Origin of the sequence: Brevundimonas sp. 2YAF1 (assembly GCF_052114745.1) — a bacterium.
In the GTDB taxonomy this organism is placed as follows: Bacteria; Pseudomonadota; Alphaproteobacteria; order Caulobacterales; family Caulobacteraceae; genus Brevundimonas.
In genome coordinates, this window is sequence record NZ_JBFRFI010000005.1 from 244,985 (window position 1) to 266,316 (window position 21,332).

At 69.0% G+C, this 21,332-nt stretch carries 21 protein-coding genes; 8 read left to right on the forward strand and 13 right to left on the reverse strand.

The features are described from left to right. The first annotated feature begins 11 nt into the window (after positions 1-11). Both AB4Y68_RS09255 and AB4Y68_RS09260 read left to right on the forward strand, forming a co-directional pair. Positions 12-2,321, forward strand: coding sequence for an ATP-binding protein (locus AB4Y68_RS09255; RefSeq protein ID WP_441455263.1), 2,310 nt, complete (start codon positions 12-14; stop codon positions 2,319-2,321). A gap of 52 nt (positions 2,322-2,373) precedes the next feature. Beyond that, the gene (locus AB4Y68_RS09260) at positions 2,374-3,228 is read left to right on the forward strand and encodes an HAD family hydrolase (RefSeq protein WP_441455265.1); all 855 of its coding nucleotides are present in this window, start codon (positions 2,374-2,376) and stop codon (positions 3,226-3,228) included. A gap of 90 nt (positions 3,229-3,318) precedes the next feature. On the opposite strand, the gene AB4Y68_RS09265 is transcribed toward AB4Y68_RS09260, so the two are convergent. From AB4Y68_RS09265 to AB4Y68_RS09295, 7 genes are all read right to left on the reverse strand, one after another. Beyond that, the gene (locus tag AB4Y68_RS09265) at positions 3,319-4,164 is read right to left on the reverse strand and encodes a kinase (protein WP_441455267.1); all 846 of its coding nucleotides are present in this window, start codon (positions 4,162-4,164) and stop codon (positions 3,319-3,321) included. Position 4,165: 1 nt separating this feature from the next. Further along, positions 4,166-4,486, reverse strand: a complete 321-nt coding sequence (locus AB4Y68_RS09270; RefSeq protein ID WP_441455268.1) for a 2Fe-2S iron-sulfur cluster-binding protein — start codon at positions 4,484-4,486, stop codon at positions 4,166-4,168. A gap of 113 nt (positions 4,487-4,599) precedes the next feature. Beyond that, complete coding sequence (locus tag AB4Y68_RS09275; protein ID WP_441455269.1) at positions 4,600-5,397, reverse strand: succinate dehydrogenase iron-sulfur subunit; 798 nt, start codon at positions 5,395-5,397, stop codon at positions 4,600-4,602. 12 nt (positions 5,398-5,409) lie between these two features. Beyond that, positions 5,410-7,194: a succinate dehydrogenase flavoprotein subunit gene (gene sdhA, locus AB4Y68_RS09280; protein ID WP_441455270.1), complete on the reverse strand. Its 1,785-nt coding sequence runs from the start codon at positions 7,192-7,194 to the stop codon at positions 5,410-5,412. 7 nt (positions 7,195-7,201) lie between these two features. Further along, complete coding sequence (locus AB4Y68_RS09285; RefSeq protein ID WP_441455271.1) at positions 7,202-7,597, reverse strand: succinate dehydrogenase, hydrophobic membrane anchor protein; 396 nt, start codon at positions 7,595-7,597, stop codon at positions 7,202-7,204. Further along, a complete protein-coding gene (gene sdhC, locus AB4Y68_RS09290) occupies positions 7,594-8,058 on the reverse strand; it encodes a succinate dehydrogenase, cytochrome b556 subunit (RefSeq protein WP_441455272.1) in 465 nt (154 codons plus the stop codon). Before sdhC ends, AB4Y68_RS09285 begins: the two co-directional genes overlap by 4 nt. Positions 8,059-8,181: 123 nt before the next feature. Next, positions 8,182-8,598: an HIT domain-containing protein gene (locus AB4Y68_RS09295; protein ID WP_441455273.1), complete on the reverse strand. Its 417-nt coding sequence runs from the start codon at positions 8,596-8,598 to the stop codon at positions 8,182-8,184. 156 nt (positions 8,599-8,754) lie between these two features. Here AB4Y68_RS09295 and mdh point away from each other — a divergent pair, with 156 nt between their 5' ends. After that, positions 8,755-9,717 carry a malate dehydrogenase gene (gene mdh / locus AB4Y68_RS09300; RefSeq protein ID WP_441455274.1) on the forward strand — a complete coding sequence of 321 codons (963 nt, stop codon included), beginning with the start codon at positions 8,755-8,757 and terminating at the stop codon, positions 9,715-9,717. Positions 9,718-9,860: 143 nt separating this feature from the next. Here mdh and AB4Y68_RS09305 read toward each other — a convergent pair whose 3' ends face one another. Both AB4Y68_RS09305 and zapE read right to left on the reverse strand, forming a co-directional pair. Next, on the reverse strand, positions 9,861-10,406 hold the full coding sequence (locus tag AB4Y68_RS09305) for a YbjN domain-containing protein (protein ID WP_441455275.1): 546 nt from the start codon (positions 10,404-10,406) through the stop codon (positions 9,861-9,863). A 32-nt stretch (positions 10,407-10,438) separates the two neighbouring features. Further along, the gene (gene zapE / locus AB4Y68_RS09310) at positions 10,439-11,575 is read right to left on the reverse strand and encodes a cell division protein ZapE (RefSeq protein ID WP_441455276.1); all 1,137 of its coding nucleotides are present in this window, start codon (positions 11,573-11,575) and stop codon (positions 10,439-10,441) included. A gap of 159 nt (positions 11,576-11,734) precedes the next feature. Between zapE and AB4Y68_RS09315 the strand changes: the two genes are divergently transcribed. From AB4Y68_RS09315 to AB4Y68_RS09325, 3 genes are all read left to right on the forward strand, one after another. Then, complete coding sequence (locus AB4Y68_RS09315; RefSeq protein ID WP_441455278.1) at positions 11,735-12,781, forward strand: aspartate-semialdehyde dehydrogenase; 1,047 nt, start codon at positions 11,735-11,737, stop codon at positions 12,779-12,781. A gap of 111 nt (positions 12,782-12,892) precedes the next feature. Beyond that, on the forward strand, positions 12,893-13,897 hold the full coding sequence (gene rarD, locus AB4Y68_RS09320; RefSeq protein ID WP_441455279.1) for an EamA family transporter RarD: 1,005 nt from the start codon (positions 12,893-12,895) through the stop codon (positions 13,895-13,897). Between the two features lie 43 nt (positions 13,898-13,940). Next, entirely contained in the window at positions 13,941-14,492 is a 552-nt protein-coding gene (locus AB4Y68_RS09325; protein ID WP_441455281.1) for a YybH family protein, read from the forward strand. 472 nt (positions 14,493-14,964) lie between these two features. Here AB4Y68_RS09325 and AB4Y68_RS09330 read toward each other — a convergent pair whose 3' ends face one another. From AB4Y68_RS09330 to AB4Y68_RS09340, 3 genes are all read right to left on the reverse strand, one after another. Then, on the reverse strand, positions 14,965-16,110 hold the full coding sequence (locus AB4Y68_RS09330; protein ID WP_441455282.1) for a serine hydrolase domain-containing protein: 1,146 nt from the start codon (positions 16,108-16,110) through the stop codon (positions 14,965-14,967). A 219-nt stretch (positions 16,111-16,329) separates the two neighbouring features. Further along, complete coding sequence (locus tag AB4Y68_RS09335) at positions 16,330-17,976, reverse strand: M28 family peptidase (protein WP_441455283.1); 1,647 nt, start codon at positions 17,974-17,976, stop codon at positions 16,330-16,332. Between the two features lie 84 nt (positions 17,977-18,060). Further along, positions 18,061-19,296 (reverse strand): TIGR03862 family flavoprotein, encoded by a 1,236-nt coding sequence (locus tag AB4Y68_RS09340; RefSeq protein ID WP_441455284.1) that lies wholly within the window; start codon positions 19,294-19,296, stop codon positions 18,061-18,063. A 48-nt stretch (positions 19,297-19,344) separates the two neighbouring features. On the opposite strand from AB4Y68_RS09340, the gene greA reads away from it, so the two are divergent. After that, on the forward strand, positions 19,345-19,821 hold the full coding sequence (greA, locus tag AB4Y68_RS09345; RefSeq protein ID WP_441455286.1) for a transcription elongation factor GreA: 477 nt from the start codon (positions 19,345-19,347) through the stop codon (positions 19,819-19,821). A 13-nt stretch (positions 19,822-19,834) separates the two neighbouring features. On the opposite strand, the gene AB4Y68_RS09350 is transcribed toward greA, so the two are convergent. Continuing rightward, on the reverse strand, positions 19,835-19,993 hold the full coding sequence (locus tag AB4Y68_RS09350; protein ID WP_441455287.1) for a hypothetical protein: 159 nt from the start codon (positions 19,991-19,993) through the stop codon (positions 19,835-19,837). Positions 19,994-20,082: 89 nt separating this feature from the next. Here AB4Y68_RS09350 and AB4Y68_RS09355 point away from each other — a divergent pair, with 89 nt between their 5' ends. After that, positions 20,083-21,027, forward strand: a complete 945-nt coding sequence (locus tag AB4Y68_RS09355; RefSeq protein ID WP_441455288.1) for a LysR substrate-binding domain-containing protein — start codon at positions 20,083-20,085, stop codon at positions 21,025-21,027. Positions 21,028-21,332: the final 305 nt, after the last annotated feature.

Consider the following 21,332-nt stretch of genomic DNA (forward strand, 5'->3'; position numbering starts at 1 on the left):
CTGGGGACAGGATGGCCGAGGCCGACATCGCCTATGTGGCCACTGCGGGTGCAGCGGGTTTGGCGCTGGCGATCAGCGCCTGGGCCTGGCGGCTGCGCGCTCGGCTGAACGCCCGCGAGGGTGAGATCGAGACCTGGCTGGCCGACGCCCGGCGTCAGGCAGCCGCCTGCGAGGGCGCCCTGAACGTATTCGACGACGTGCGTCTGGCCCTGACCTCCGAGGGCGCGGCCCAGATCGTCTTCGGCGCGCCGGAGACCCTGGCCGCCCTGGCCCCTGGCCGCGAAGGCGAGGCCGCCGACACCATCGTCGCGGCCCTGAACGAGACCCATACGGCGCGGATGGAGGGGTTAGTCCGGCGGGGCGAGCCGTTCGAGACCCTGCTGGAATCCGCCGACGGCGCCTGGGCGGTCGAGGGTCGCGCCCTGGGCGGGTCGGCCTGGCTGCGCCTGTCGAAACTGGGCGGGGCCGAGACCACCGCCGACGCCGGTCTGGGCGCCCTGGCCGAGGCCTCGCCCGCCCCGACCTGGGTGGTCGATGGCGCAGGGCAACTGATCTGGGCCAATAAGGCCTGGCTGACCGAGACCCGCGCCGAGACCCTGGCCGAGGCGCGCGAGGCGGGCCTCAGCTTCGATCGCGGCGCCGACGCCGTGGTGGCCGAGGCCTCGCGCCTGAACGCCCGACAGGAAGGCTTCCGCTGGGTCTCCTCGGACGGCCGCCGCCGGGCCTGGCGCATTCTGGCCGAGCCGCTGGCCGGCGGCCGCGGCGCCGTCATCGCCTTCGCCATCGACATGACCGAGGCCGAGGAGACGCGCGACACCCTGCGCCGTCACGTCGAGGCCCATGACGAGACCCTGAACCATCTGGCCGACGCCGTGGCCATCTTCGGCCCGTCCAAGCGGCTGGCCTTCCACAACACCGCCTTCCAGCAGCTGTTCAACATCGACCCGGCCTGGCTGGACGAGCGTCCGACCCACGCCGAACTGCTGGACCGGCTGCGCCAGAAACGCCAGCTGCCCGAGGTCGTCGACTACGCCGGCTGGAAGGGGCGCGAGCTGGAGTTCTACGGCGCCGCAGAGGCTTCGCCGGACGACAGCTGGTCCCTGCCCGACGGGCGGACGCTGCGCGTGGTGCGCCAGCCGCACCCGCTGGGCGGCATCCTGCTGATCTTCTCTGACATCACCGACGAGCTGCAACTGCGCAGCCGCTACAACGCCCAGATCCAGGTCCAGACGGCGACGCTGGACAAGCTGAACGACGCGGTCGCCGTGTTCGGCTCGGACGGCCGGCTGCGGCTGCACAACGACGCCTTCGAGGCCTTCTGGAACGTCTCGGCCGAACGGCTGGCCGAGGCGGGCGACTTCGACGCCGTGGCCGCCCTGTGCCGCCCGGTCCTGCCCGACGCCGCCCTGTGGCTGGGGCTGAAGGCGCGGGTGGCCGATCCCGATCCCGAGAGCCGCGTCGCCGTGTCCGGCGAGGGCCGCACCGAGGACGGGCGTCTGGCCGCTTGGCAGACCCGCCCCCTGCCCGACGGCGCCACCCTGGTCGCCTTCTCCGACGTCACCGCCCACCGCGAACTGGAACAGGCGTTGGCGGCCAAGGAAGCGGCGCTGGCCGAAAGCCAGGCGCTGAAGCGCGAGTTCGTCGGCAGCGTCTCCTATGAGTTGCGCACCCCCCTGACCACCATCGTCGGCTATTCCGAACTGCTGGAGGCCATGGGCGACCTGCCCGAGCGCAGCCGCCAGCACGCCGGGGCCATTCGCGTCGCCGCCAGCCACCTGGCCCGTTCCATCGACGACGTGCTGGACATGGCCCAGATCGACGCCGGGGAGATGGAGCTGGCGCTGGGCGACATGCGGGTCCGAGACCTGCTGGAGGAAGCCGCCGACAAGGTGCGGGCCAAGGTCGAGGGGCGCGGCGCCGTCCTGACCGTCGCCTGCCCTCCCCGGCTGAAGCCGATCCGCGCCGACGCCCGCCGCATCGCCCAGGCCGTCGACCACCTGCTGGAGAACGCCTGTCGCGCCGTGTCCGAGGGCGGGGCCGTGACCCTGACCGCCGAGGTCGGCTCGGGCGAGGTGCGCATCCGGGTCGAGGACACCGGCCGGGGCATTCCCTACCACCTGCAGGCCCACGTCTTCGACCGCTTCGTGCGGCGCGAACGCGGCGGACCGGGCGTGGCCCTGGCCCTGGTCAAGGCCCTGGTCGAGTTGCACGGGGGCTGGGCCGAGGTCCAGTCCGAGCCGGGCAAGGGTGCGGCCTTCATCCTGCACCTGCCGGTCGAGGCCACGGCCCCGACAGCGGCCCCGGAGCTGCTGCTGGGCTGATGTTCGTCTGATCTCGTGCTAGAGGGCGTGTCCTAGCCCTCAGGACGCTCTCATGGCCGACACCACCCGCCCCCTGCTCAAGACCGCCATCATCTATGATTTCGACGGCACCCTGGCGCGGGGCAATATGCAGGAGGTCAGCTTCATTCCCTCGATCGGGATGACGCCGGCCCAGTTCTGGAACGAGACCGTCCGCCCACGGACCATCGCCTCCGACGGCGACGGCATCTTGATGTACATGCAGATGATGCTGCAGACGGCCCGCGAACAGGGCGCGCCGGTGACGCGCCAGACGCTGCAGGACCACGGCCGCGACGTGGCCCTGTTCGAGGGCCTGCGCGACCGCTCCTGGTTCGACCGCATGAACGAATTCGGCGCCCAGTATGGTTTGGAGATCGAGCACTACATCATCTCGGCCGGGCTGGAGGAGATGATCCAGGGCTGCCCCATCGCCGAGGCCTTCACCCACGTCTTTGCCTCGAAATACGCCTATGACGACAATGAAGTGGCTGTCTGGCCGGCGGTCGGCGTCAACTACACCACCAAGACCCAGTACCTGTTCCGCATCAACAAGGGCGTCCACAACCACTGGGACGACGAGCGCATCAACCGCTTCATCCCCGACGAGGAACGTCCCATCCCCTTCGACCGGATGATCTTCCTCGGCGACGGCGACACCGACGTGCCGACCATGAAGATGATGCACACCAAGGGCGGCTTCTCCATCGCCGTCTATGACCCCGACAACACCCCGCGCGACCACAACAAGATCCACCGCCTGATCTCGGAGGACCGCGTCAACTTCGTCGCCGAGGGCGACTATCGCGAGGGCACCCCGGTCGACCTGATCGTCAAGGGCCTGATCGGCCGCATCGCCGTCAACTACGGCCGCATGCCGGCGGACTAAGTTCATCCTTCTCCCCTTGCGGGAGAAGGTGGGCGAGCGGAGCGAGGTCGGATGAGGGGTTGCGGGACGTTGGAAGTCGTCACGCCTTCATCAGGCGTCGAGAGACCCCTCATCCGGCCCCGACGGGCCACCTTCTCCCGCAAGGGGAGAAGGGACAGGACGCCGATGTCTATCTAGCTCGAAGGCCACATCAGCCCGCACCCCGCCCGTCAGCATGGAGCGGGTGAGGCGCTCGAAGGCCTGGATGAAGACGGCCAGTTCGGCGCGGCGCTCGGCCGGAAGGTCGGCGGGGGCGAGGCCCATCAGTTCCGCCTCCTGTTGGCAGCGCCAGTCCAGCACGGCGTCGAACGACGGCGCCTTGAGGAACAGGATGGCGTCGAACCGGGCGAAGGCCTCAGCGTAGGGGCCAGCCAGTTCCGCATTGACCGCGCGGCGCCAGACCCCCTGCCCGTCCTGTTCGCGCTCCAGGGCGTTGATCGGCGCGGCCAGATCGGCGTCGCTCTGCGCCGTCGCGCCCAGACACCAGCCGTCGACCAGCACCGCCGAGGGGCGGCCCGCAAACACCGGCCAGTCGGGCTCGGGGCGGCGGTCGTCGGCCAGCTTGTCGAAGGCGGGCAGCGGCGTGCGGCTGTCGGGTCCGGCGGCGCGCAGGGCGGCGACGGTTCGGTCCAGCAGCGCCAGATCATGCGTGCCCGGCGGGCCGCGCACAGCAAACAGGGGATGGATCGCCCTGCCCTTCCGCGCCCGCTCGGCCTTCGTCAGATAGACGTCGTCCAGCGACAGATGCGCCGCGCCCAGCTGCTCGGCGGCGGCGTGGGCCAGGGTGGTCTTGCCCGAGCCTTGCGCCCCGGCGATGCCGATCAGGGGAATACGGTCCGGCGCGGCATGGGCGGCGACCAGAGACCCGACCGCGTCCAGCAGCCGGGCGTCGATCATCTCAATGCTGGCTTTGCGGCAGGCGCACGATCAGGCCGTCCAGGTCGTCGCTGACGCGGATCTGGCAGGACAGGCGGCTGTTGGCTTCGACGTTCTCGGCGAAGTCGAGCATCGACTCCTCCATGGCCGAGGGGCGGCCCGTTTCCGAGGCGAAGTTCTCGTCCACATAGACGTGGCAGGTGGCGCAGGCGCAGGCCCCGCCGCAGTCGGCGTCGATGCCGGGCACGTTGTTGCGGATCGCGCCTTCCATGACGGAAAGGCCGTTCTTGACCTCGACCGTGTGCTCGGTCCCGTCGTGCTCGATATAGGTGATCTTGGCCATGCAGGCGTCTTAGCCCAGGCCGCGCCGGAGGCAAGCCCCGGCGCGCGGCGGCCATGAAAAACCCCCGGAGCCTGACGGCGCCGGGGGCTGTTCGGATCGGAGGGGCTTAAGCGTCAGGCCGCCGTCTTCTTGCGGCTCGGCGCGACCATCAGCTTCTTGGTCTCGGCGATCGCCTTGGCCGGGTTCAGCCCCTTGGGGCAGACCTGGGCGCAGTTCATGATCGTGTGGCAGCGATAGAGCTTGAACGGGTCCTCGAGGTCGTCGAGGCGCTTCTGGGTCGCGTCGTCGCGGCTGTCCGAAATCCAGCGGTAGGACTGCAGCAGGGCCGCCGGGCCGAGGTATTCTTCCTGGTTCCACCAGTAGCTGGGGCAGGAGGTCGAGCAGCAGGCGCACAGGATGCACTCGTACAGGCCGTCCAGCTTCTCGCGGTCGGCGGGCGACTGCAGGCGCTCCTGCTCCGGGTCCGGGGTGTCGGACTGGAGGTAGGGCTGGATCGAGTCGTACTGAGCGTAGAACAGCGACAGGTCCGTCACCAGGTCCTTGACCACCGGCTGGTGGGGCAGGGGGGCGATGGTGATGTTGTGCGACGAGCACTCGTCCCAGCCCTTGGTGCAGGCCAGGGTGTTGCGGCCGTCGATGTTCATCGAGCACGAGCCGCAGATGCCTTCACGGCACGAGCGACGGAACGACAGGGTCGGGTCGATCTCGTTCTTGATGTGGATCAGGGCGTCCAGAAGCATGGGGCCGTGATCGTCGGTCGAGACCTCGAAGCTGTCCCAGCGCGGATCGGAATCCACCTCGGGATCGTAGCGATAGACCTTGTAGGTCTTGACGTTCTTGGCGCCAGCCGGGGCCTTGTGGACCTTGCCGTTCGAGGGCTTGGAACCGCGCGGGAGGGTGAGTTGAACCATCTGCGTGCGCCCTTAGTAAACCCGAGCCTTGGGCTCGATGTACTCGATGTCCTTAGACATCGTGTATTTGTGGACTGGACGGTAGTCGATCTGGACGCCTTCGCCGGGACGCTTCCACGCCAGGGTGTGCTTCATCCAGTTGACGTCGTCCCGGTCCGGGAAGTCCTCGCGGGCGTGGGCGCCGCGCGATTCCGTGCGGTTCAGCGCGCCTTCGATGGTGACGACGGCCTGAGCGATCAGGTTGTCGTACTCCAGCGTCTCCATCAGGTCCGTGTTCCAGATCAGGCCGCGATCGGTGGTCTTGATGTCGGCGCCGGCGGCGTCGATCGAGCGCAGCTTGGCGACCCCTTCTTCCAGCGTCTTGCCGGTGCGGAAGACGGCGGCGTCCGACTGCATGGCTCGCTGCATGTCGAGGCGCAGGTGCGCGGTCGGGGTCGAACCCGAGGCGTTGCGGAAGCGGTCCAGGCGAGCCAGGTGTTCGTCGGTCTGGGCCTTGGAAGCCGACGGCACGCTCGATGCCTTGTCGACGACTTCACCGCAGCGCAGGCCGACGGCGCGGCCGAACACGACCAGGTCGGTCAGCGAGTTGGAGCCCAGGCGGTTGGCGCCATGCACCGAGACGCAAGCCGCCTCGCCCACGGCCATCAGGCCCGGAACCACGCTGTCGGGGTTGCCGTCGCGCAGCGTCAGGACTTCGCCGTGATAGTTCGTCGGGATGCCGCCCATGTTGTAGTGGACGGTGGGCAGGACTGGGATCGGCTCCTTGGTCACATCGACGCCGGCGAAGATCTTGGCCGATTCCGAAATGCCCGGCAGGCGCGCGTGCAGGATCTTGGGATCCAGGTGGTCCAGGTGCAGATAGATGTGGTCCTTGTTCGGACCCACGCCGCGACCTTCGCGGATTTCGATGGTCATGGAGCGGCTGACCATGTCGCGCGGGGCCAGGTCCTTCACGGTCGGCGCATAGCGCTCCATGAAGCGCTCGCCTTCCGAGTTGGTCAGGTAGCCGCCTTCACCGCGTGCGCCCTCGGTGATCAGGCAGCCGGCGCCGTAGATGCCGGTCGGGTGGAACTGCACGAACTCCATGTCCTGCAGCGGCAGGCCGGCGCGCAGCACCATGGCGTTGCCGTCGCCGGTGCAGGTGTGGGCCGAGGTGGCCGAGAAATAGGCGCGGCCATAACCGCCGGTCGCCAGCACCACCATCTTGGCGCGGAACTGGTGCATCTGGCCGGTGTCGAGCTGCAGGGCGGTGACGCCGGTGCAGGCGCCGTCCTGCATGATCAGGTCGAGGGCGAAGTATTCGACGAAGAACTTCACCTCGCGACGGACCGACTGGCCGTACAGGGTGTGCAGGATGGCGTGGCCGGTGCGGTCGGCGGCGGCGCAGGTGCGCTGCACCGGGCCTTCGCCGAAGTTGCGGGTCATGCCGCCGAAGGCGCGCTGGTAGATCTTGCCTTCTTCGGTGCGGCTGAAGGGCACGCCCCAGTGTTCCAGCTCGTAAACGGCCTTGGGCGCGTTACGGACCAGGTATTCGATGGCGTCCTGATCGCCCAGCCAGTCCGACCCCTTGACGGTGTCGTACATGTGCCATTGCCAGCTGTCCTCGCCCATGTTGCCCAGCGAAGCCGAGATGCCGCCCTGGGCGGCCACGGTGTGCGAGCGCGTGGGGAAGACCTTGGTGACGCAGGCGACCTTCAGGCCCTGCTGGGCGGCGCCGAGCGCGGCGCGCAGGCCGGAGCCGCCCGCGCCGACGACGACGACGTCGTATTCGTGATCGATAAGCTCGTAAGCAGCCATGACGGGATCAGACTCCGGCGGGCAGCGGGGCGGAGCCCATCGCCACACGCACGATGAAGAAGATGCTGGCGGCGGCCAGCACGAGGAAGACGAGGTTCGAGACCCGGATCAGGGCCGACCGGGACGAGGCGGGGACGTAGTCCTCGATGATGACCTTCCAGGCCAGGCTGGCGAACAGGAAGAAGACCAGCGCCGTCACGGCCAGCAGGCCGGCGTTCAGCGCGCTGCCGAACCAGGCAACGACGGCGTCGTAACCGGTGCCCGCCAGGGTGAAGCCGGTCGACAGGACCCACAGGCCCAGCGGCATCAGAGCCGCCAACGCGAGCTTCTCGACCTTCCATTCGCCGGCGCCGTGACGCTCGGAGATTTTCACATTGTTCTTGAACTTGGGGGCGGCGCTCACAGCGAAACCTTTCCGGCGGCGAACAGAACGACCCAGAACAGCACGGTCAGGACCACGGGGCCCCAGACGGCGACATGAGCCATCAGATTGGCGGTCTTCAGATCAAGGCCCGCGCCCGTGTCGTTGATCAGGTGGCGCGCGCCGTTCAGCAGGAAGGAGAACAGCACCAGCGTCAGGCCGAACCAGATGAACAGGCCGAACGGCGAGGCCGAGCAGGCCAGGACCTTGGCATAGGCGTCGGGTCCCGAGGCCAGGGCGGCGATCCAGCCCAGCAGCAGGACGGCGCCGACGGTGGCCGCGCCGATGGTGACGCGGAACAGGATCGAGGCCGTCATGGTGATGTGCCACCGCCAGACGTCGGTGAAGGGCGACATCGGCGCGACGTGGCCGTTGGGATGGCGGACGTAGCGGCCGGTCGGGTCGCTGCTGGCGTCGCCCGCATCCTTGGGGAGGTTCGACATGCGAATGATTCTCAAAAGACCCGTTGAAAAAGAGCCGGTTGCAGTGCGATAGGCTTTAGTGACCGCAAAGGCCGGGTGTCAACGAACCGGGGCGGATAAGCGCCGCGGATCGCGATTTCCTGATCACTCTCTCGATATAAGGCGCAAGGCCGCCATACGATCCGCCGCGGCCAGGGGCGTCGCCCCGCGCCGCCCCCAGATCGGATCCGGCCACAGGCCGTCGTCGCGGCGACGACCGACGACATGGACGTGAAGCTGGCGGGTGACATTGCCCAGCGCCGCCGTGTTCAGCTTGTCGATGGGGCGGCCCGCCGCCTGACCCAGGGCGCGCACCACGTCGCCGGCCCGAACGATCTCCTCGGTCAGGATCGCGCGCTGCTGCGGCGTCAGATCGTCCAGTTCGACCGCCCCGTCCACGCGCGGCAGCAGGATCAGCCAGGGAAAGCGGGCGTCGTCCTGCAGCCGCACCTGGCACAGGGGCCAGTCGGCGGCGAAGACGGACCCGGCCTCGAAGGCGGGATCGGGAGCGAACGAGGACATGGCGGCGTTTCCTGCGGGGGTCGGGACGGCCCGTCCAGCGTCGCAGGGGCCGACCAAGGGCGCAACGCCGGATGCTTGCTCCCGCTCCGCTGCGGGTCTAGACCGCCCGCCATCGAGTACCGTTTCGCACACGCAACATCGACTGGAGAGACCTCTATGGCTCGCGCGAAGATCGCCCTTATCGGCGCCGGAATGATCGGCGGAACCCTGGCCCACGTGGCCGCGCGCGAGGCGCTGGGCGACGTCATCCTGTTCGACATCGCCGAAGGCACGCCGCAAGGCAAAGCCCTCGACATCGCCGAGGCCTCGGCCGTCTTCGGCCAGGACGTGGCCCTGAAGGGCGTCAACGACTACGCCGGCATCGCCGGCGCCGACATCTGCATCGTCACCGCCGGCGTGCCGCGCAAGCCGGGCATGAGCCGCGACGACCTGATCGGCATCAACCTCAAGGTCATGAAGGCCGTCGGCGAGGGCATCAAGCAGCACGCCCCCAACGCCTTCGTCATCTGCATCACCAACCCGCTCGACGCCATGGTCTGGGCTCTGCAGAAGTTCTCGGGCCTGCCGAAAGCCAAGGTCGTCGGCATGGCCGGCGTGCTCGACTCGGCGCGCTTCGCCTACTTCCTGGCGGAAAAGACCGGCGTCTCGGTGCAGGACATCCACGCCTGGACCCTGGGCGGTCACGGCGACGACATGGTGCCGATGGTGCGCCACTCGACGGTCGGCGGTCTGCCGCTGCCGGACGCCGTCGCCGCCGGCTTCCTGAGCCAGGCCGACCTGGACGCCATCGTCGAGCGCACCCGCAAGGGCGGCGGCGAGATCGTGGCTCTGCTGAAGACCGGCTCGGCCTTCTACGCTCCGGCTGAATCGGCCATCGCCATGGCCAAGTCCTACCTGCTGGATCAGAAGCGCGTCCTGCCCTGCGCCGTCTGGCTGTCGGGCGAATACGGCCTGTCGGACCTCTACGTCGGCGTGCCGGCGATGATCGGCGCCGGCGGCGTCGAGAAGATCGTCGAGTTCACCACCAACGACGAAGAAAAGGCGATGTTCGCCAAGTCGGTGGAATCGGTGAACGGCCTGATCCAGGCCTGCAAGGACATCGAGCCTTCGCTCGCTTAAGGGCGCTATCGCGAGCCGCGCGGCGGCTCGCTGCCTGAGCGCGATCGGCGCTCCGGCCGCGTCGGGTCGAGAAGGCGGAGCCTTCTGACCGCGGCCGAACAAATGAGAAGGGGCCGTGCCGGAAGGCGCGGCCCTTTTTCGTGTCAGTCGGCCGGGGCGGCGCCGGGCGTGAAGTAGCCGACGTGGAGGGCGAAGGCGGGCAGCAGGCTGCGCCAGACGGCCACGGAATCCGTTAGTTGCGACGGGCCGATGCCGTTCAGCAGCATGACGTCCTGCTGGAAGATGGCGGCGCCGTCGGCGCGGCCGGCCGAGGGGGCCTCGTAGAAGGCCTTGGCGAAGCGCCGCTCTGCGTTCCAGCCGTTGACCTTGTCCAGCGTCACCTGAGGATTGCTGAACCCGGCGCTGAACTGCAGGTCGCCGCAGACCAGATTTTCGCAACTGTTGAACGTGATCGTCCACGCCAAATCCCCGCTCTCGCGCACCTGGACATAGGGCTCGGTTCCGCCCTGCACCTGGCCGACCGACAAGCCCTGCGTCTTCAGCCAGTCGACCACGGCGGCGACGGGCAGGCCGGCGGGCGTCGGGGCCGGCGCTGCTGAGGGCTGGGCGACGGAAGCCTGGGCCAATGTGGGCGTCGGGCTGGCCGCAAGGGCGACGGCGAGGGCGAGGGCGCTGAAGGCGGCGGTCACGGGCGTCTCCGTTCGGTTTCGCCCACCCTAGCTCAGCCGTGGGCGGACGCCAGTTCATCCTTTTCCACCGCGTGATCCGCCTGCTCCAGCCAGGAGGCGCTGCGCATCTCGTTCAGGCGGGACACGGTGCGCTCGAACTCGAAGGCGCCGACCCCTTCGGCGTAGAGGGCCTCGGGCTCGGCCGCGGCCAGAACCGCAAGACGGGTCTTGGCCTCATAAAGCGCGTCGATCAGGGTCACCAGACGCCGCGCCTCGTGGTGGTTGGCCGGGCTGAGGGTCGGCACGTCCGACAGGAACAGGGTGTGGAAGCGCCGGGCGATGGCCAGATAGTCCTGCGGTCCCAGCGGCGTTCCGCACAATTCGGCGAAGGTGGCCCGCGCCATGCCGCCGACGGTCCGCTCGACCCGCACCTGACGGCCCAGGACGGGCAGGGCGGCGGGCTCTTCGGGCTCGCCGCCCTTGAGGTCCGACCACAGGGCCTCGAAGCCGTCCCGCGCCGTCGCGTCCAGCGGCGCGAACCAGACCTTGGCTCCGGCCATGCGGTCCAGGCGGAAGTCGCGCGCCCCCGCCGTCTCCACCACGTCGCAACGCGTGCGCAGGATGTCGATGAAGGGCAGGAAGAGCTGGCGGTTGATGCCGTTTTTGTAGAGGTCCTCGGGCGCGCGGTTGGAGGTGACGGCCAGCACCACCCGCTTTTCGAACAGGGCCTCGAACAGCCGGCCCAGGATCATGGCGTCGGCGATGTCGGTGACCTGAAGTTCGTCAAAGCACAACAGCCGGGCTTCCGAGGCGATCAGGGCGGCGATCGGGGGGATGGGATCGTCGCCCTTGCTGGTTCCGAACACCGCCTTGCGGGTCCGGGCGTCGCCCTCGCGCCACTGTTTCACCAGGTCGTGGATGCGGGCCATGAAGGCGTGGAAGTGGGCGCGCACCTTCTTCTGCTCGGGCGTGGCCGAATAGAAGAGGTCCATCAGCATGGACTTGCCGCGTCCCGGCGGGCCCCAGATGTAGATGCCCGGGACCTCGGGCGGTCGGCCGAACAGGCCCTTTCTGGCCAGATCCGTCTCCAGCCGCTCGAGCGAGGCCAGCAGGTCTTGCTGCATCGGATCGGGGGCGATGACGCCCTCTTCGACGCGGATGTCGTAGGCGTTGCGGATACGGGAGGTCATGCCCAGCGGCATAGCCCTATGGAGCGGATCAGGAAAGGCGGGGGCTGCCGTGGCGTTGCGGGCGGAAAATTGGTGAAAACTGGTTGCTTCGCGCTTGCGAAAGACCCAAATGCAGAACCGCTTTTCTCCCCAGCGCCGCCTATCAAGGATAATTTAGTCATGGGCTATCGCGTCGCCGTCGTTGGCGCCACCGGCAATGTCGGTCGCGAAATGATGAACATCATCGAGGAACTGAACTTCCCCGTCGACAAGATGCACGCGATCGCCTCACGAAAATCCAAAGGCGTGGAGGTCTCCTTCGGCGACAAGACGCTGAAGTGCGAAGACCTGGAGCAGTTCGACTTCTCCACCGTCGACGTCGTTCTGATGAGCGCCGGCGGCAAGGTCTCGAAGGAGTGGTCCGAGAAGATCGGCAAGGCCGGTCCTATCGTCATCGACAACTCCTCGGCCTTCCGCATGGACCCCGACGTGCCGCTGATCGTGCCGGAAGTGAACCCCGACGCGATCAAGCTGGCGCGCAAGAAGAACATCGTCGCCAACCCCAACTGCTCGACGGCGCAACTGGTCGTGGCGCTGAAGCCGCTGCATGACGCCGCCAGGATCAAGCGCGTCGTCGTCTCGACCTACCAGTCCGTTTCGGGTGCGGGCAAGGAGGGCATGGACGAGCTGTGGAACCAGACCAAGGCCATCTACGGCCTGGGCGACGCCACCCCCAAGAAGTTCCCCAAGCAGATCGCCTTCAACGTCATCCCCTACATCGGCTCGTTCCGCGACGACGGCTACACCGACGAGGAAGCCAAGATGTGGGACGAGACCCACAAGATGCTCGATCCCTCGATCAAGCTGACCGTCACCTGCGTGCGCGTGCCGGTCTTCGTCGGCCACTCCGAAGCCGTGACGGTCGAGTTCGATCGCCCGATCGAGCCGGACGAGGCCCGCGAAATCCTGCGCGACGCCCCCGGCGTCATGGTCATCGATAAGCTGGAGCACGACGGCTACATCACCCCCGTCGACGCCGCCGGCGACCACGCCGTCTTCGTCAGCCGCATCCGCAAGGACCCGACCGTCGAGAACGGCCTGTCCTTCTGGGTCGTGTCCGACAACCTGCGCAAGGGCGCGGCGCTGAACGCCGTCCAGATCGCCCAGCTTCTGGACGAAACCGGCGTCATCACCCCGTCCAGCGGCTATCGCACGCTGACTGTCTAAGTGAAGGGGGCCTAACGCCCCGCACGCGGTGCGGGGCTGCTTGAGGCCTCGTCCATCCTCTCCAAGCCTCTGTCGCGCCTCTGGCGCGGCGGAGGCCGAAAGGTCCGCCCTGTGACCGCGACCCCCTCACCGAACTCGTCCGAAGCCCGCGCCGCCCTGATGGCTGGCGTGGGCTGCTATCTGCTCTGGGGATTCATCCCCCTGGTCTTCCAGCAGATGGCGCATCAGGGCGCCGACGCCTGGGAGATCATGGGCCACCGCGCCGTCTGGGGCCTGATCTGGTCCCTGCTGCTGGTGCTGATCGCGCGTCAGTGGACCCAGGTGCTGGCTGTCTTCCGCCAGCCCAGGGTGCTGGGCTGGCTGGCCCTGTCGGCGGTGCTGATCGCTGCCAACTGGACCACCTATGTCATCGCCGTGAACAACGGACGGACGCTGGACGCCTCGCTCGGCTACTATCTCAACCCCTTGCTCAACATGGCCGCCGGGGCCTGGTTGTTCCGTGAACGGATCGACCGTTTCGGCGCGGCCGCCATCGGCCTGGCGGCGATCGGGGTGGTGCTTCAGACCCTGGCGCTGGGCCACGCGCCCTGGGTGTCGCTGCTGCTGGCCTTCAGCTTCGCGGCCTACGGCATCATTCGCAAGCGCGTCGCGGTCGACGCCCAGACCGGCCTGTTCATGGAATGTCTGCTGCTGGCAGCGCCGGGTCTGGCCTGGGTCGTCTATATCCAGACGACCGGACAGGGGCATTTCACCGCCTCGCCCGCCGCCACCTTCTGGCTGCTGTTCGCCGGTCCGGCCACGGTCATTCCGCTGGCCCTGTTCGCCTGGGCGGCGCGGCGCATGCCCCTGTCCAGCATGGGCTTCCTGCAGTTTCTGGCCCCGACCATCGTCTTCTTCATCGGCGCGATGCAGGGCGAGGCGCTGGGCGCGCTGCGCATCGCCTCCTTCGCCTTCATCTGGCTGGGGGCCGCCGTCTTCGCCGTCGGCGCCGTGCTCAAGGTGCGCCGCTCCAGCCGCACGGCCGAGACCATCGTCGCGCCCGAACCCGGCCTGCTGGACGACCCCGCCGAGGACCGCATGGCGGCGCTGGACGACGAGCGATCACCTCCGCGCTGACGCTCGCGTTGAGATCGGCGGGCGTTCCAGCCTAGAAGGGACGATGATCCGCGCCCGCTCCCTCGCCGCCCTCGCCCTATCCGTCGCGCTCGCCGGCGGTTCCGCCGCCTGCGCTCAGAGCGTCGCCATGCAGGGGGGCGGCGACGACGTCATCCGCACCGTCCGGACCGAGGCTCCCGCCGCCTCCTCCCCGCCCCTCGTCTTGCCCACCACGGCCGAGACCTTCGACGCCGTCAGCAGTACTCTGGACGCCGCCGCCGAGGCCTGGTCGTCCGGCGACGTCGATGCGGTGATGGCGACCTATGTGGCCGACGAGCCCCTGCTGGTCTTCCTCGGCGACACGCCGCTCAAAGGGCCGGACGCCGTGCGCTCGGCGCTTCAGGCCCGCGCCGCCCAGCCGGGCGGGCTGGGCGTCATGACCTATGAGTGGTTCGAGACCCTGCAGTTCGACGTCAACACCACGGTGGTCTCGGGCCGCGTCGTGCTGCGCCGCAACGCCAAGACCTCGCGCGGCCTGTTCACCCGCGTGCTGCGCCGCACGCCCGACGGCTGGCGCATCGTCCACGACCAGTTGGCCTGGGGCGCCGACGCCTGAGGCGCTCGCGCCGACCTTGCGCATGACGCGACGCGCCGATCCCCATGTTTCATTGAGATTGGACGCTTCTCGTTGGAGGATTCCAGCCTGGGTCAAAGACTGGGCCATATTTGACGCCTGGTCTTTCACATCGTCCGCTCAACCCACCGCAATACCCTCTCCCTGTGGGAGAGGGCTTGAGCCTCGGAGAGCCGAAGGCGATCCGTCAGGCGAAAGGGTGAGGGTTCAAGCTTTCAGTCGGCGTAAGCCGCCGCCTCACCCCAGATGCGCGGGTTCTTCAAGAACAGCGTCCGTTCATATGGACCATCCGCGCTAAGGCTAAGGCCGAATGATGCGAGGTACCCTCACCCTTTCGCCTTGCCCATCGCTTCGCTCTTGGAGGCTCAAGCCCTCTCCCATCGGGAGAGGGGAAGGTCTGATCCATTGCACCAATTGCACTGTTTTTTTCGCTGCACGGTGCAACGCCCGCGCACTACAACGCGGTGTAGAGCGCCTCGACCAGCCGCAGGGCGCGCGGGTCGCCGATCAGATGCGGCGACTGGCGCGTCATGACATAGGCCGCCGAGACGCGCGCGCCCGGATCGGCGAAGGCCATCGATCCGCCCCAGCCGGTGTGGCCGACGGTCCTGGGGTTGGAGCCGAAGACCTTCAGGCTCTCGTTGCGCATGAAGCCGGCCGCCCAGCTCATGTCGAAGGGCACCACCTTGTCGAAGCCGCGGATGCGTTCGCGCGTCGCCTGTTCCAGCGTCTCGGCTGCCAGCATCGTCCGGCCGTCCAGCGCCCCGCCCATGGCCACCAGGGACATCATTCGCGCCAGATCCCTGGCTGTGCCGTGCAGGTTGGCCGAGGGGATTTCGGCCATCCGCCACTCGGTCGAGCCGCGCCCGCCCGGCGCCGAGCCGCGGTCGAGGAAGGCGGCCTTCTTGATCGGGTCGATGGGGCCGAGATCCGGCGCCGCCGCCGGCTTGCGCAGTTGCGCCACCCGCCCATGCTCGCTTTCGGGCAGGCCGATCCACAGGTCCAGATCGAAGGGTGCGGCGAAGTCTTCGCGCAGCGCCGTCCCCATGCTGCGTCCATCGACGATGCGGAACAACTCGCCGGCCAGATAGCCGATGGTGATGGGGTGGTATCCCGAGGCCGTGCCCGGCGCCCACAGCGGCGCCTGGGCCGCCAGCTTGTCCAGCACGGCCTGTCGGTCGAACCAGATGGCCGGCTCGACCCCGTCGGAAAAGCCCGGCAGGCCCGACTGGTGGCTCATCAACTGGCCGACGGTCAGCTGGTCCTTGCCCGCCGCGCCAAAGGCCGGCCAGTGGTCGGCGACCCGGTCCTCATAGGACAGCAGGCCCTTGTCCACGCAGCGCGCGATCATCAGGGCCATGACCGCCTTGCCGGTGGAAAAGACCGGAACCAGCGTGTTCTCGGCGAAGGGCCTGGTCCCCGCCAGATCGGCCGACCCTGCCCACAGGTCCAGCGCGACCTCGCCCTCGATGACGACAGAGAAGCGCGCGGCCAGCTCGTTCAGCCCCTCGGGCGCTTCGACGAAGTTGGCGGCGAAGGCGTCCTTCACCGCGGTGAAACGGGTCGGGCAGAGGCCGTGGATTTCGGGTCGGTCGGTCATGGGGTCCATCGGGCAGTGGGGCTGCGTTCTCCTACACTCGCATGGCGGGCGCAGGACGCGTCCCTTCCTTATAGCGTCATCCCCGGCCTTGTGCCGGGGATCCAGAAACATCGAGATATGCCTGTTGCGCGGGGGCGGCGACTGCGCGCCCAGCGACGGCGTCTCTGGATTCCCGGGACAGGCCCGGGAATGACGAAGGGAAGAGGCGGGGCGCCGTGGCTACTTGCGCGCGGCAGCCGACGCCTGACGCGCCGCTTCGAACTCGTCGCCCGGCTTCCAGGCCGGCCAGTCGCGCGAGTTGGCCAGAGCGTAGCCGACCTCATACAGCAGCTGAACATCGGCGGCGGCGGCGTCCATCTTCCACTCCGGGGTCCATTCGTCCGTAGGCTGATGATAGCGGTTGGCGACATAGTCGCGGCTGGCGGCGTTGTGGCCGGTGAAGCCGGCGGCGGCGAACAGGGCGGGCACGCCCTTCCTCGCCAGCGGGAAGTGGTCCGAGCGATAGAAGGCCCCGGCCTGGGGCGCTGGATCGGGGATCAGGCGGCGGCCTTCGCGGCCCGCCAGCACGGCCAGCCGGTCGTCCAGATCGTTCTTGCCCGCGCCGATGACGACGATGTTGGGGTCGATCTCGGTCCCCGGCAGCAGGCTGTCCATGTTGATGTTGGCGACCGTGGTCTCCAGCGGCCAGACCGGATTGGCGGCGTAGTATTCGGCCCCCAGCAGGCCGGTCTCCTCGGCCGCCCAGCTGACGAAGACGGTCGATCGTTCGGGGCGCGGCCCCTCGGCGAACAGGCGGGCCAGCTCCAGCACCGCCGCCACGCCGGTCGCATTGTCCACGGCGCCGTTATAGATGTCGTCGCCGTTCTTGGGCGTGGCCCGGCCATAGGCGTCCCAGTGGGCGCCGAACATGACTGTCTCGTCCGGGTGGGTCGCGCCCGGCAGGCGGGCCATGACGTTGCGGGTCTGCACCCGGTCGGCCACCTGGCCGAAGTCGATGGACATGGTCACGCCGTCCAGCGTCACCGGCTGGAACTCGGGCGTCCGCGCCTGGGCCTTCAGCGCCGCGAAATCGAGGCCGGCGTCCTGGAACAGCTTCTCGGCCACGGCGCCCTGGATCCAGCCCTGGGCCGCGACGCGCTCCTTGTCGGGATCGGCCCGGACGATGTCGAACTTGGGCGCGACCGAGGAGTTCTCCAGCGTCGACCAGGGATAGCCCGCCCCCGCCGTGTCGTGGATGACCAGGACGCCCGCCGCGCCCTGCGCCGCCGCCTCCTGGAACTTGTAGGTCCAGCGCCCGGCGAAGGTCATGGCCTGGCCGTCGAACTTGCCCGCCACCGGGTGGCCTTCCGGCGCGTTGAAGTCGGGGTCGTTGACCAGGACCAGCATGATCTTGCCGCGCAGATCGACGCCCTTGTAGTCGTCCCAACTGCGCTCCGGCGCATCGACGCCATAGCCGACGAAGACCAGGGGCGCGTCCTTCAGCGTGATATGACCGACTGGCCGGTCGCTGGAGACCACGACGTCAGGCCCGCGTCGCAGGGCCGTGGTTCGGCCGTGCGAGGCGACGCTGATGGTCGCCGGGCCGTCCTGCTTGGTGCGGCTGACCTCGGCGATCTGGACCCACTGGCCGTCGGCGCCGCCCGGCTCCAGCCCGCGCGCCGCGAACTGCTGGGCCAGCCATTCGACGGTCTTGTCCTCGCCCGGCGTGACGGGGGCGCGGCCTTCGAACTCGTCGGAGGCCAGAACCCGCGTCGCCTCGTTCAGCCGGGCGGGATCGACGCGGCCGGTCGGCGCGGTCTGGGCCAGGGCCGAGGTCGAGGTCATCAGCGCGGCGATCAGGCCCAGCGCGGCGGCGGAACGGGGCATGGGCATGAAACCTACTCGAGCGGCGAAAGGGAAGGCGACACGCTGCCCCCTCGCGCCCCGCCTGTCGACCCCCGCCTTGGTCGGTCAGCGCGTCTTAAGCCAGTCGAGGACGCCGTCCGCCGCCACAACGCCGGAGGCGAAGGCGGCCTGCAGCAGATAGCCGCCGGTGGGGGCCTCCCAGTCCAGCATCTCGCCGGCGACGAAGACGCCGGGCCGGGCCTTGAGCATCAGCCGCTCGTCCACGGCGTCCAGCTTCACCCCCCCGGCCGAGGAGATGGCGCGGGCCAGACCCTGAACCCCGGTCAGGCTCAGGCTCACGCCCTTGATGCGCGCCGCCAGCGGGCCGGGCTCGGTCGGCAGCGGGCCGCCTTCGCGCAGCAGGGCGATGGCGGCGGGGTCCAGATGGACGACCTTGCGCAGCCAGTTGGACAGGCTGTCCTTGCCGCGCGGCTTGAGCAGTTTCTGGGTCAGGGCAGGACGGCTGAGGTCGGGCCGCAGGTCCAGCGTCAGCTCGGCCGTTCCGTCGCGTTCGATGGCGTCGCGCAGGCCCGCCGACAGGGCGTAGACGGCCCCGCCCTCGATTCCGTAGGCGGCGATCATGGCCTCGCCCCGCACGGTTCGGCCGGCGTGGGTGACGGCGACGCCCTTCAGCGGCTGGCCGGCGAAGCGGTCGCGCAGCAGGGGCGACCAGGCGACGTCAAAGCCGACGTTGGAGGGACGCAAGGGCGCGACGGCGACGCCCCCCTCTTCAAGCCAGGGAACCCAGGCGGCATCGGAGCCCAGCTTGGCCCAGCTGGCGCCGCCCAGGGCCAGAACCACGGCGTCGGGCCGTTTCAGCGCCTCGCCCTCAGGCGTGTCGAAAGTCAGCGCCCCATTCTCAGAATTGGCCTTCCAGCCGGTCCAGCGCGAGCGGACGCGGATCTCGACGCCCAGGCTCTCCAGCCGCGCCAGCCAGGCCCGCAGCAGGGGCGAGGCCTTCATCGTCTTGGGGAAGACCCGGCCCGACGATCCGACGAAGGTTTCCTGGCCCAGGCCCTCGGCCCAGGCGGTCAGGTCGGCCGGGGACCAGGCCGCCAGCCAGGCCGCCGCCTGAGGGCGCGCCGGACCGTAACGGTCGAGGAAGGGCGCCAGCGGCTCCGAATGGGTCAGGTTCAGCCCGCCGCGACCGGCCATCAGCAGCTTGCGTCCGACGGACGGCATCCGCTCATGCACCGTGACGCGCAGGCCGGTGGAGGCCAGCCGTTCGGCGGCCATCAGCCCGGCGGGGCCGGCGCCGATCACGGTTACGGTCGAAGGGGCGGAGGGAATTGCGTCGGTCATCGGCTCTTCTAGACCGGAACGTCCGCGAACGGCATACGCTCTGTCCCCATGAGCGTCGCCTTCACCCGAGAAGAAGATCTGGAAGCCACGGCCGCCGAGCTGGTGGATCGTCCGATCTCGCCCCATCCCAACCATGTCACGCCCGAAGGCCTGACCCGGATCGAGGCCGAGCTGGCCGCGGCGCGTGCGGCCTATACGGGCGCTCAGGCCAAGGGGTCGATCGAGGCCGACCGCACCGCCATGGCGCGGGCCACGCGCGACTTGCGCTACTGGTCGGCGCGGCGAGCCACGGCGCAGTTGCTGGAGACGACGGCGGACGGTCGGGTGCGCTTCGGCGGTTCGGTGACCATCGAACGCGAGGACGGGCGGACCCAGACCTGGCGCATCGTCGGCGAGGACGAGGCCGATCCGGCCAAGGGCAGCGTCAGCCACGTCTCGCCCCTGGCCCGCGCCCTGATGGGCAGGCGCGAGGGCGACGAGGCGACCGTGGCGGGCCAGTCGGTCGAGATCGTCGCCGTCGATTAGGTCGTCGAAGGCGTCAGCAGGCGGCGCGGCGGGCCGGAACAGCGGCGGGCGTTGCGGTGCGCGCCGGGCGGGCCGTTTTGGCGCTGACGGGCGCGGCCGTCTTGCGGACCTCCAGCAGCGCGCCGATCCAACCCCACGCGGGTTCCTTATGAGTGCGGTGAATGTCTTCCATCGGTCGTCCTCCTTTCGTGAGGCTCGAATATGCGGTTGACGCGGGGCGTGAACAAACGAGACGATAGGGTTCATGCATAAGGCTTGCTTATGGTTGACGTCCTTTCCCGCATTCCTGTCGACGCTCTGAGGGTGTTTGAAACCGCCGCGCGCCTGCTCAGCTTCACCCGGGCCGCCGAGGCCCTGAGCATGAGCCAGGCGGCGGTCAGCTGGCGCATCCGCGATCTGGAGCAGAGGCTGGATCGGCCCCTGTTCGTGCGCGGGACGCGACAGGTGTCGCTGACGCCGGAGGGCGAACGGCTGGCCACAGCGGCCACCGAGGCCATGACCCTGTTGCGCCGCGCCGTCGCCGACGTGGTCGAGGCGGACCAGGGGGTGCTGGCCATCACCACGCTGCAGACCCTGGCGACCCAGTGGCTGGCGACGCGGCTGGGGGCCTTCCAGCTGGCCAACCCCGATCTGGCGGTGCGGGTGGACACCAGTCCGACCCTGTCCATGCTGGGCGCTGACGGACTGGATGTGGCGCTGCGCTTCGGCTCGGGCCAGTGGCCGGGGCTGGAGAGCCGTTTTCTGATGCCCGCTGTCTTCACCCCCCTGTGCACCCCCGCCATGCGCGACCGGTTGGACCTGCAGACTCCCGTCGACCTGAAGCGCGCCCCTCTGGTGGGCGAGCGCGGCGAATGGGCCGCCTGGTTCGCCGCCGCCGAGGTGGCGCCCGCCGACACGGCCCCGCCGCCGCGCCTGACCGCCGACAATCAGGCGATGGAGGTGGCCGCCGCCCTGGGCGATCAGGGCGTGGCCCTCGGCTCGCCCATCCTCTACGCCCGCGAACTGGAGCGCGGCCTGCTGGTCCGCCCCTTCGATCAGACCGTCGCCTTGGCCCAGGGCTACTGGATCTGCTACCCGCCCGCCCGCCGCCTGACCCCCAAGATCGCCCGTTTCCGCGACTGGCTTCTGGACACCGCGCGATCCGATCCGGCGGTGGTCGAAGGCGCCCGGCTGGCGGGGCGCGAGGTGGGGGAGGTGGGTGAGTAGTTCCTTCTCCCTTTGTGGGGGAAGGCGGCAGGCGAAGCCTGACGGATGAGGGGTTGCGCAACAGAAGGTCAGGGCTTCCTTTCTTCCAATGTCGCGAGACCCCTCATCCGGCCCTGACGGGCCACCTTCTCCCGCAAGGGGAGAAGGAACACAGACGCCCGCCTCGTGCTGGCACGGGCGGTGGAGGGCTGGGCGGGGCGCCGGGCCTTCGCCCGGAGACAGATGAGTTTTACCGTTTCGACGAAGACCGATGCCCCGCGCGAAGAGTTGGACATGAGCTCGGGGCAGGCGCCGTTGTTTACGGC

Excerpts from the sequence above, each read along its gene's own strand:
- AB4Y68_RS09255 (WP_441455263.1), top strand. The coding sequence starts at position 12 with ATGGCCGAGGCCGACATCGCCTATGTGGCCACTGCGGGTGCAGCGGGT.
- AB4Y68_RS09260 (WP_441455265.1), top strand. The coding sequence starts at position 2,374 with ATGGCCGACACCACCCGCCCCCTGCTCAAGACCGCCATCATCTATGAT.
- AB4Y68_RS09265 (WP_441455267.1), bottom strand. The coding sequence starts at position 4,164 with ATGATCGACGCCCGGCTGCTGGACGCGGTCGGGTCTCTGGTCGCCGCC.
- AB4Y68_RS09270 (WP_441455268.1), bottom strand. The coding sequence starts at position 4,486 with ATGGCCAAGATCACCTATATCGAGCACGACGGGACCGAGCACACGGTC.
- AB4Y68_RS09275 (WP_441455269.1), bottom strand. The coding sequence starts at position 5,397 with ATGGTTCAACTCACCCTCCCGCGCGGTTCCAAGCCCTCGAACGGCAAG.
- sdhA (WP_441455270.1), bottom strand. The coding sequence starts at position 7,194 with ATGGCTGCTTACGAGCTTATCGATCACGAATACGACGTCGTCGTCGTC.
- sdhC (WP_441455272.1), bottom strand. The coding sequence starts at position 8,058 with ATGTCGAACCTCCCCAAGGATGCGGGCGACGCCAGCAGCGACCCGACC.
- AB4Y68_RS09295 (WP_441455273.1), bottom strand. The coding sequence starts at position 8,598 with ATGTCCTCGTTCGCTCCCGATCCCGCCTTCGAGGCCGGGTCCGTCTTC.
- mdh (WP_441455274.1), top strand. The coding sequence starts at position 8,755 with ATGGCTCGCGCGAAGATCGCCCTTATCGGCGCCGGAATGATCGGCGGA.
- zapE (WP_441455276.1), bottom strand. The coding sequence starts at position 11,575 with ATGACCTCCCGTATCCGCAACGCCTACGACATCCGCGTCGAAGAGGGC.
- AB4Y68_RS09315 (WP_441455278.1), top strand. The coding sequence starts at position 11,735 with ATGGGCTATCGCGTCGCCGTCGTTGGCGCCACCGGCAATGTCGGTCGC.
- AB4Y68_RS09325 (WP_441455281.1), top strand. The coding sequence starts at position 13,941 with ATGATCCGCGCCCGCTCCCTCGCCGCCCTCGCCCTATCCGTCGCGCTC.
- AB4Y68_RS09330 (WP_441455282.1), bottom strand. The coding sequence starts at position 16,110 with ATGACCGACCGACCCGAAATCCACGGCCTCTGCCCGACCCGTTTCACC.
- AB4Y68_RS09335 (WP_441455283.1), bottom strand. The coding sequence starts at position 17,976 with ATGCCCCGTTCCGCCGCCGCGCTGGGCCTGATCGCCGCGCTGATGACC.
- AB4Y68_RS09340 (WP_441455284.1), bottom strand. The coding sequence starts at position 19,296 with ATGACCGACGCAATTCCCTCCGCCCCTTCGACCGTAACCGTGATCGGC.
- greA (WP_441455286.1), top strand. The coding sequence starts at position 19,345 with ATGAGCGTCGCCTTCACCCGAGAAGAAGATCTGGAAGCCACGGCCGCC.
- AB4Y68_RS09350 (WP_441455287.1), bottom strand. The coding sequence starts at position 19,993 with ATGGAAGACATTCACCGCACTCATAAGGAACCCGCGTGGGGTTGGATC.
- AB4Y68_RS09355 (WP_441455288.1), top strand. The coding sequence starts at position 20,083 with ATGGTTGACGTCCTTTCCCGCATTCCTGTCGACGCTCTGAGGGTGTTT.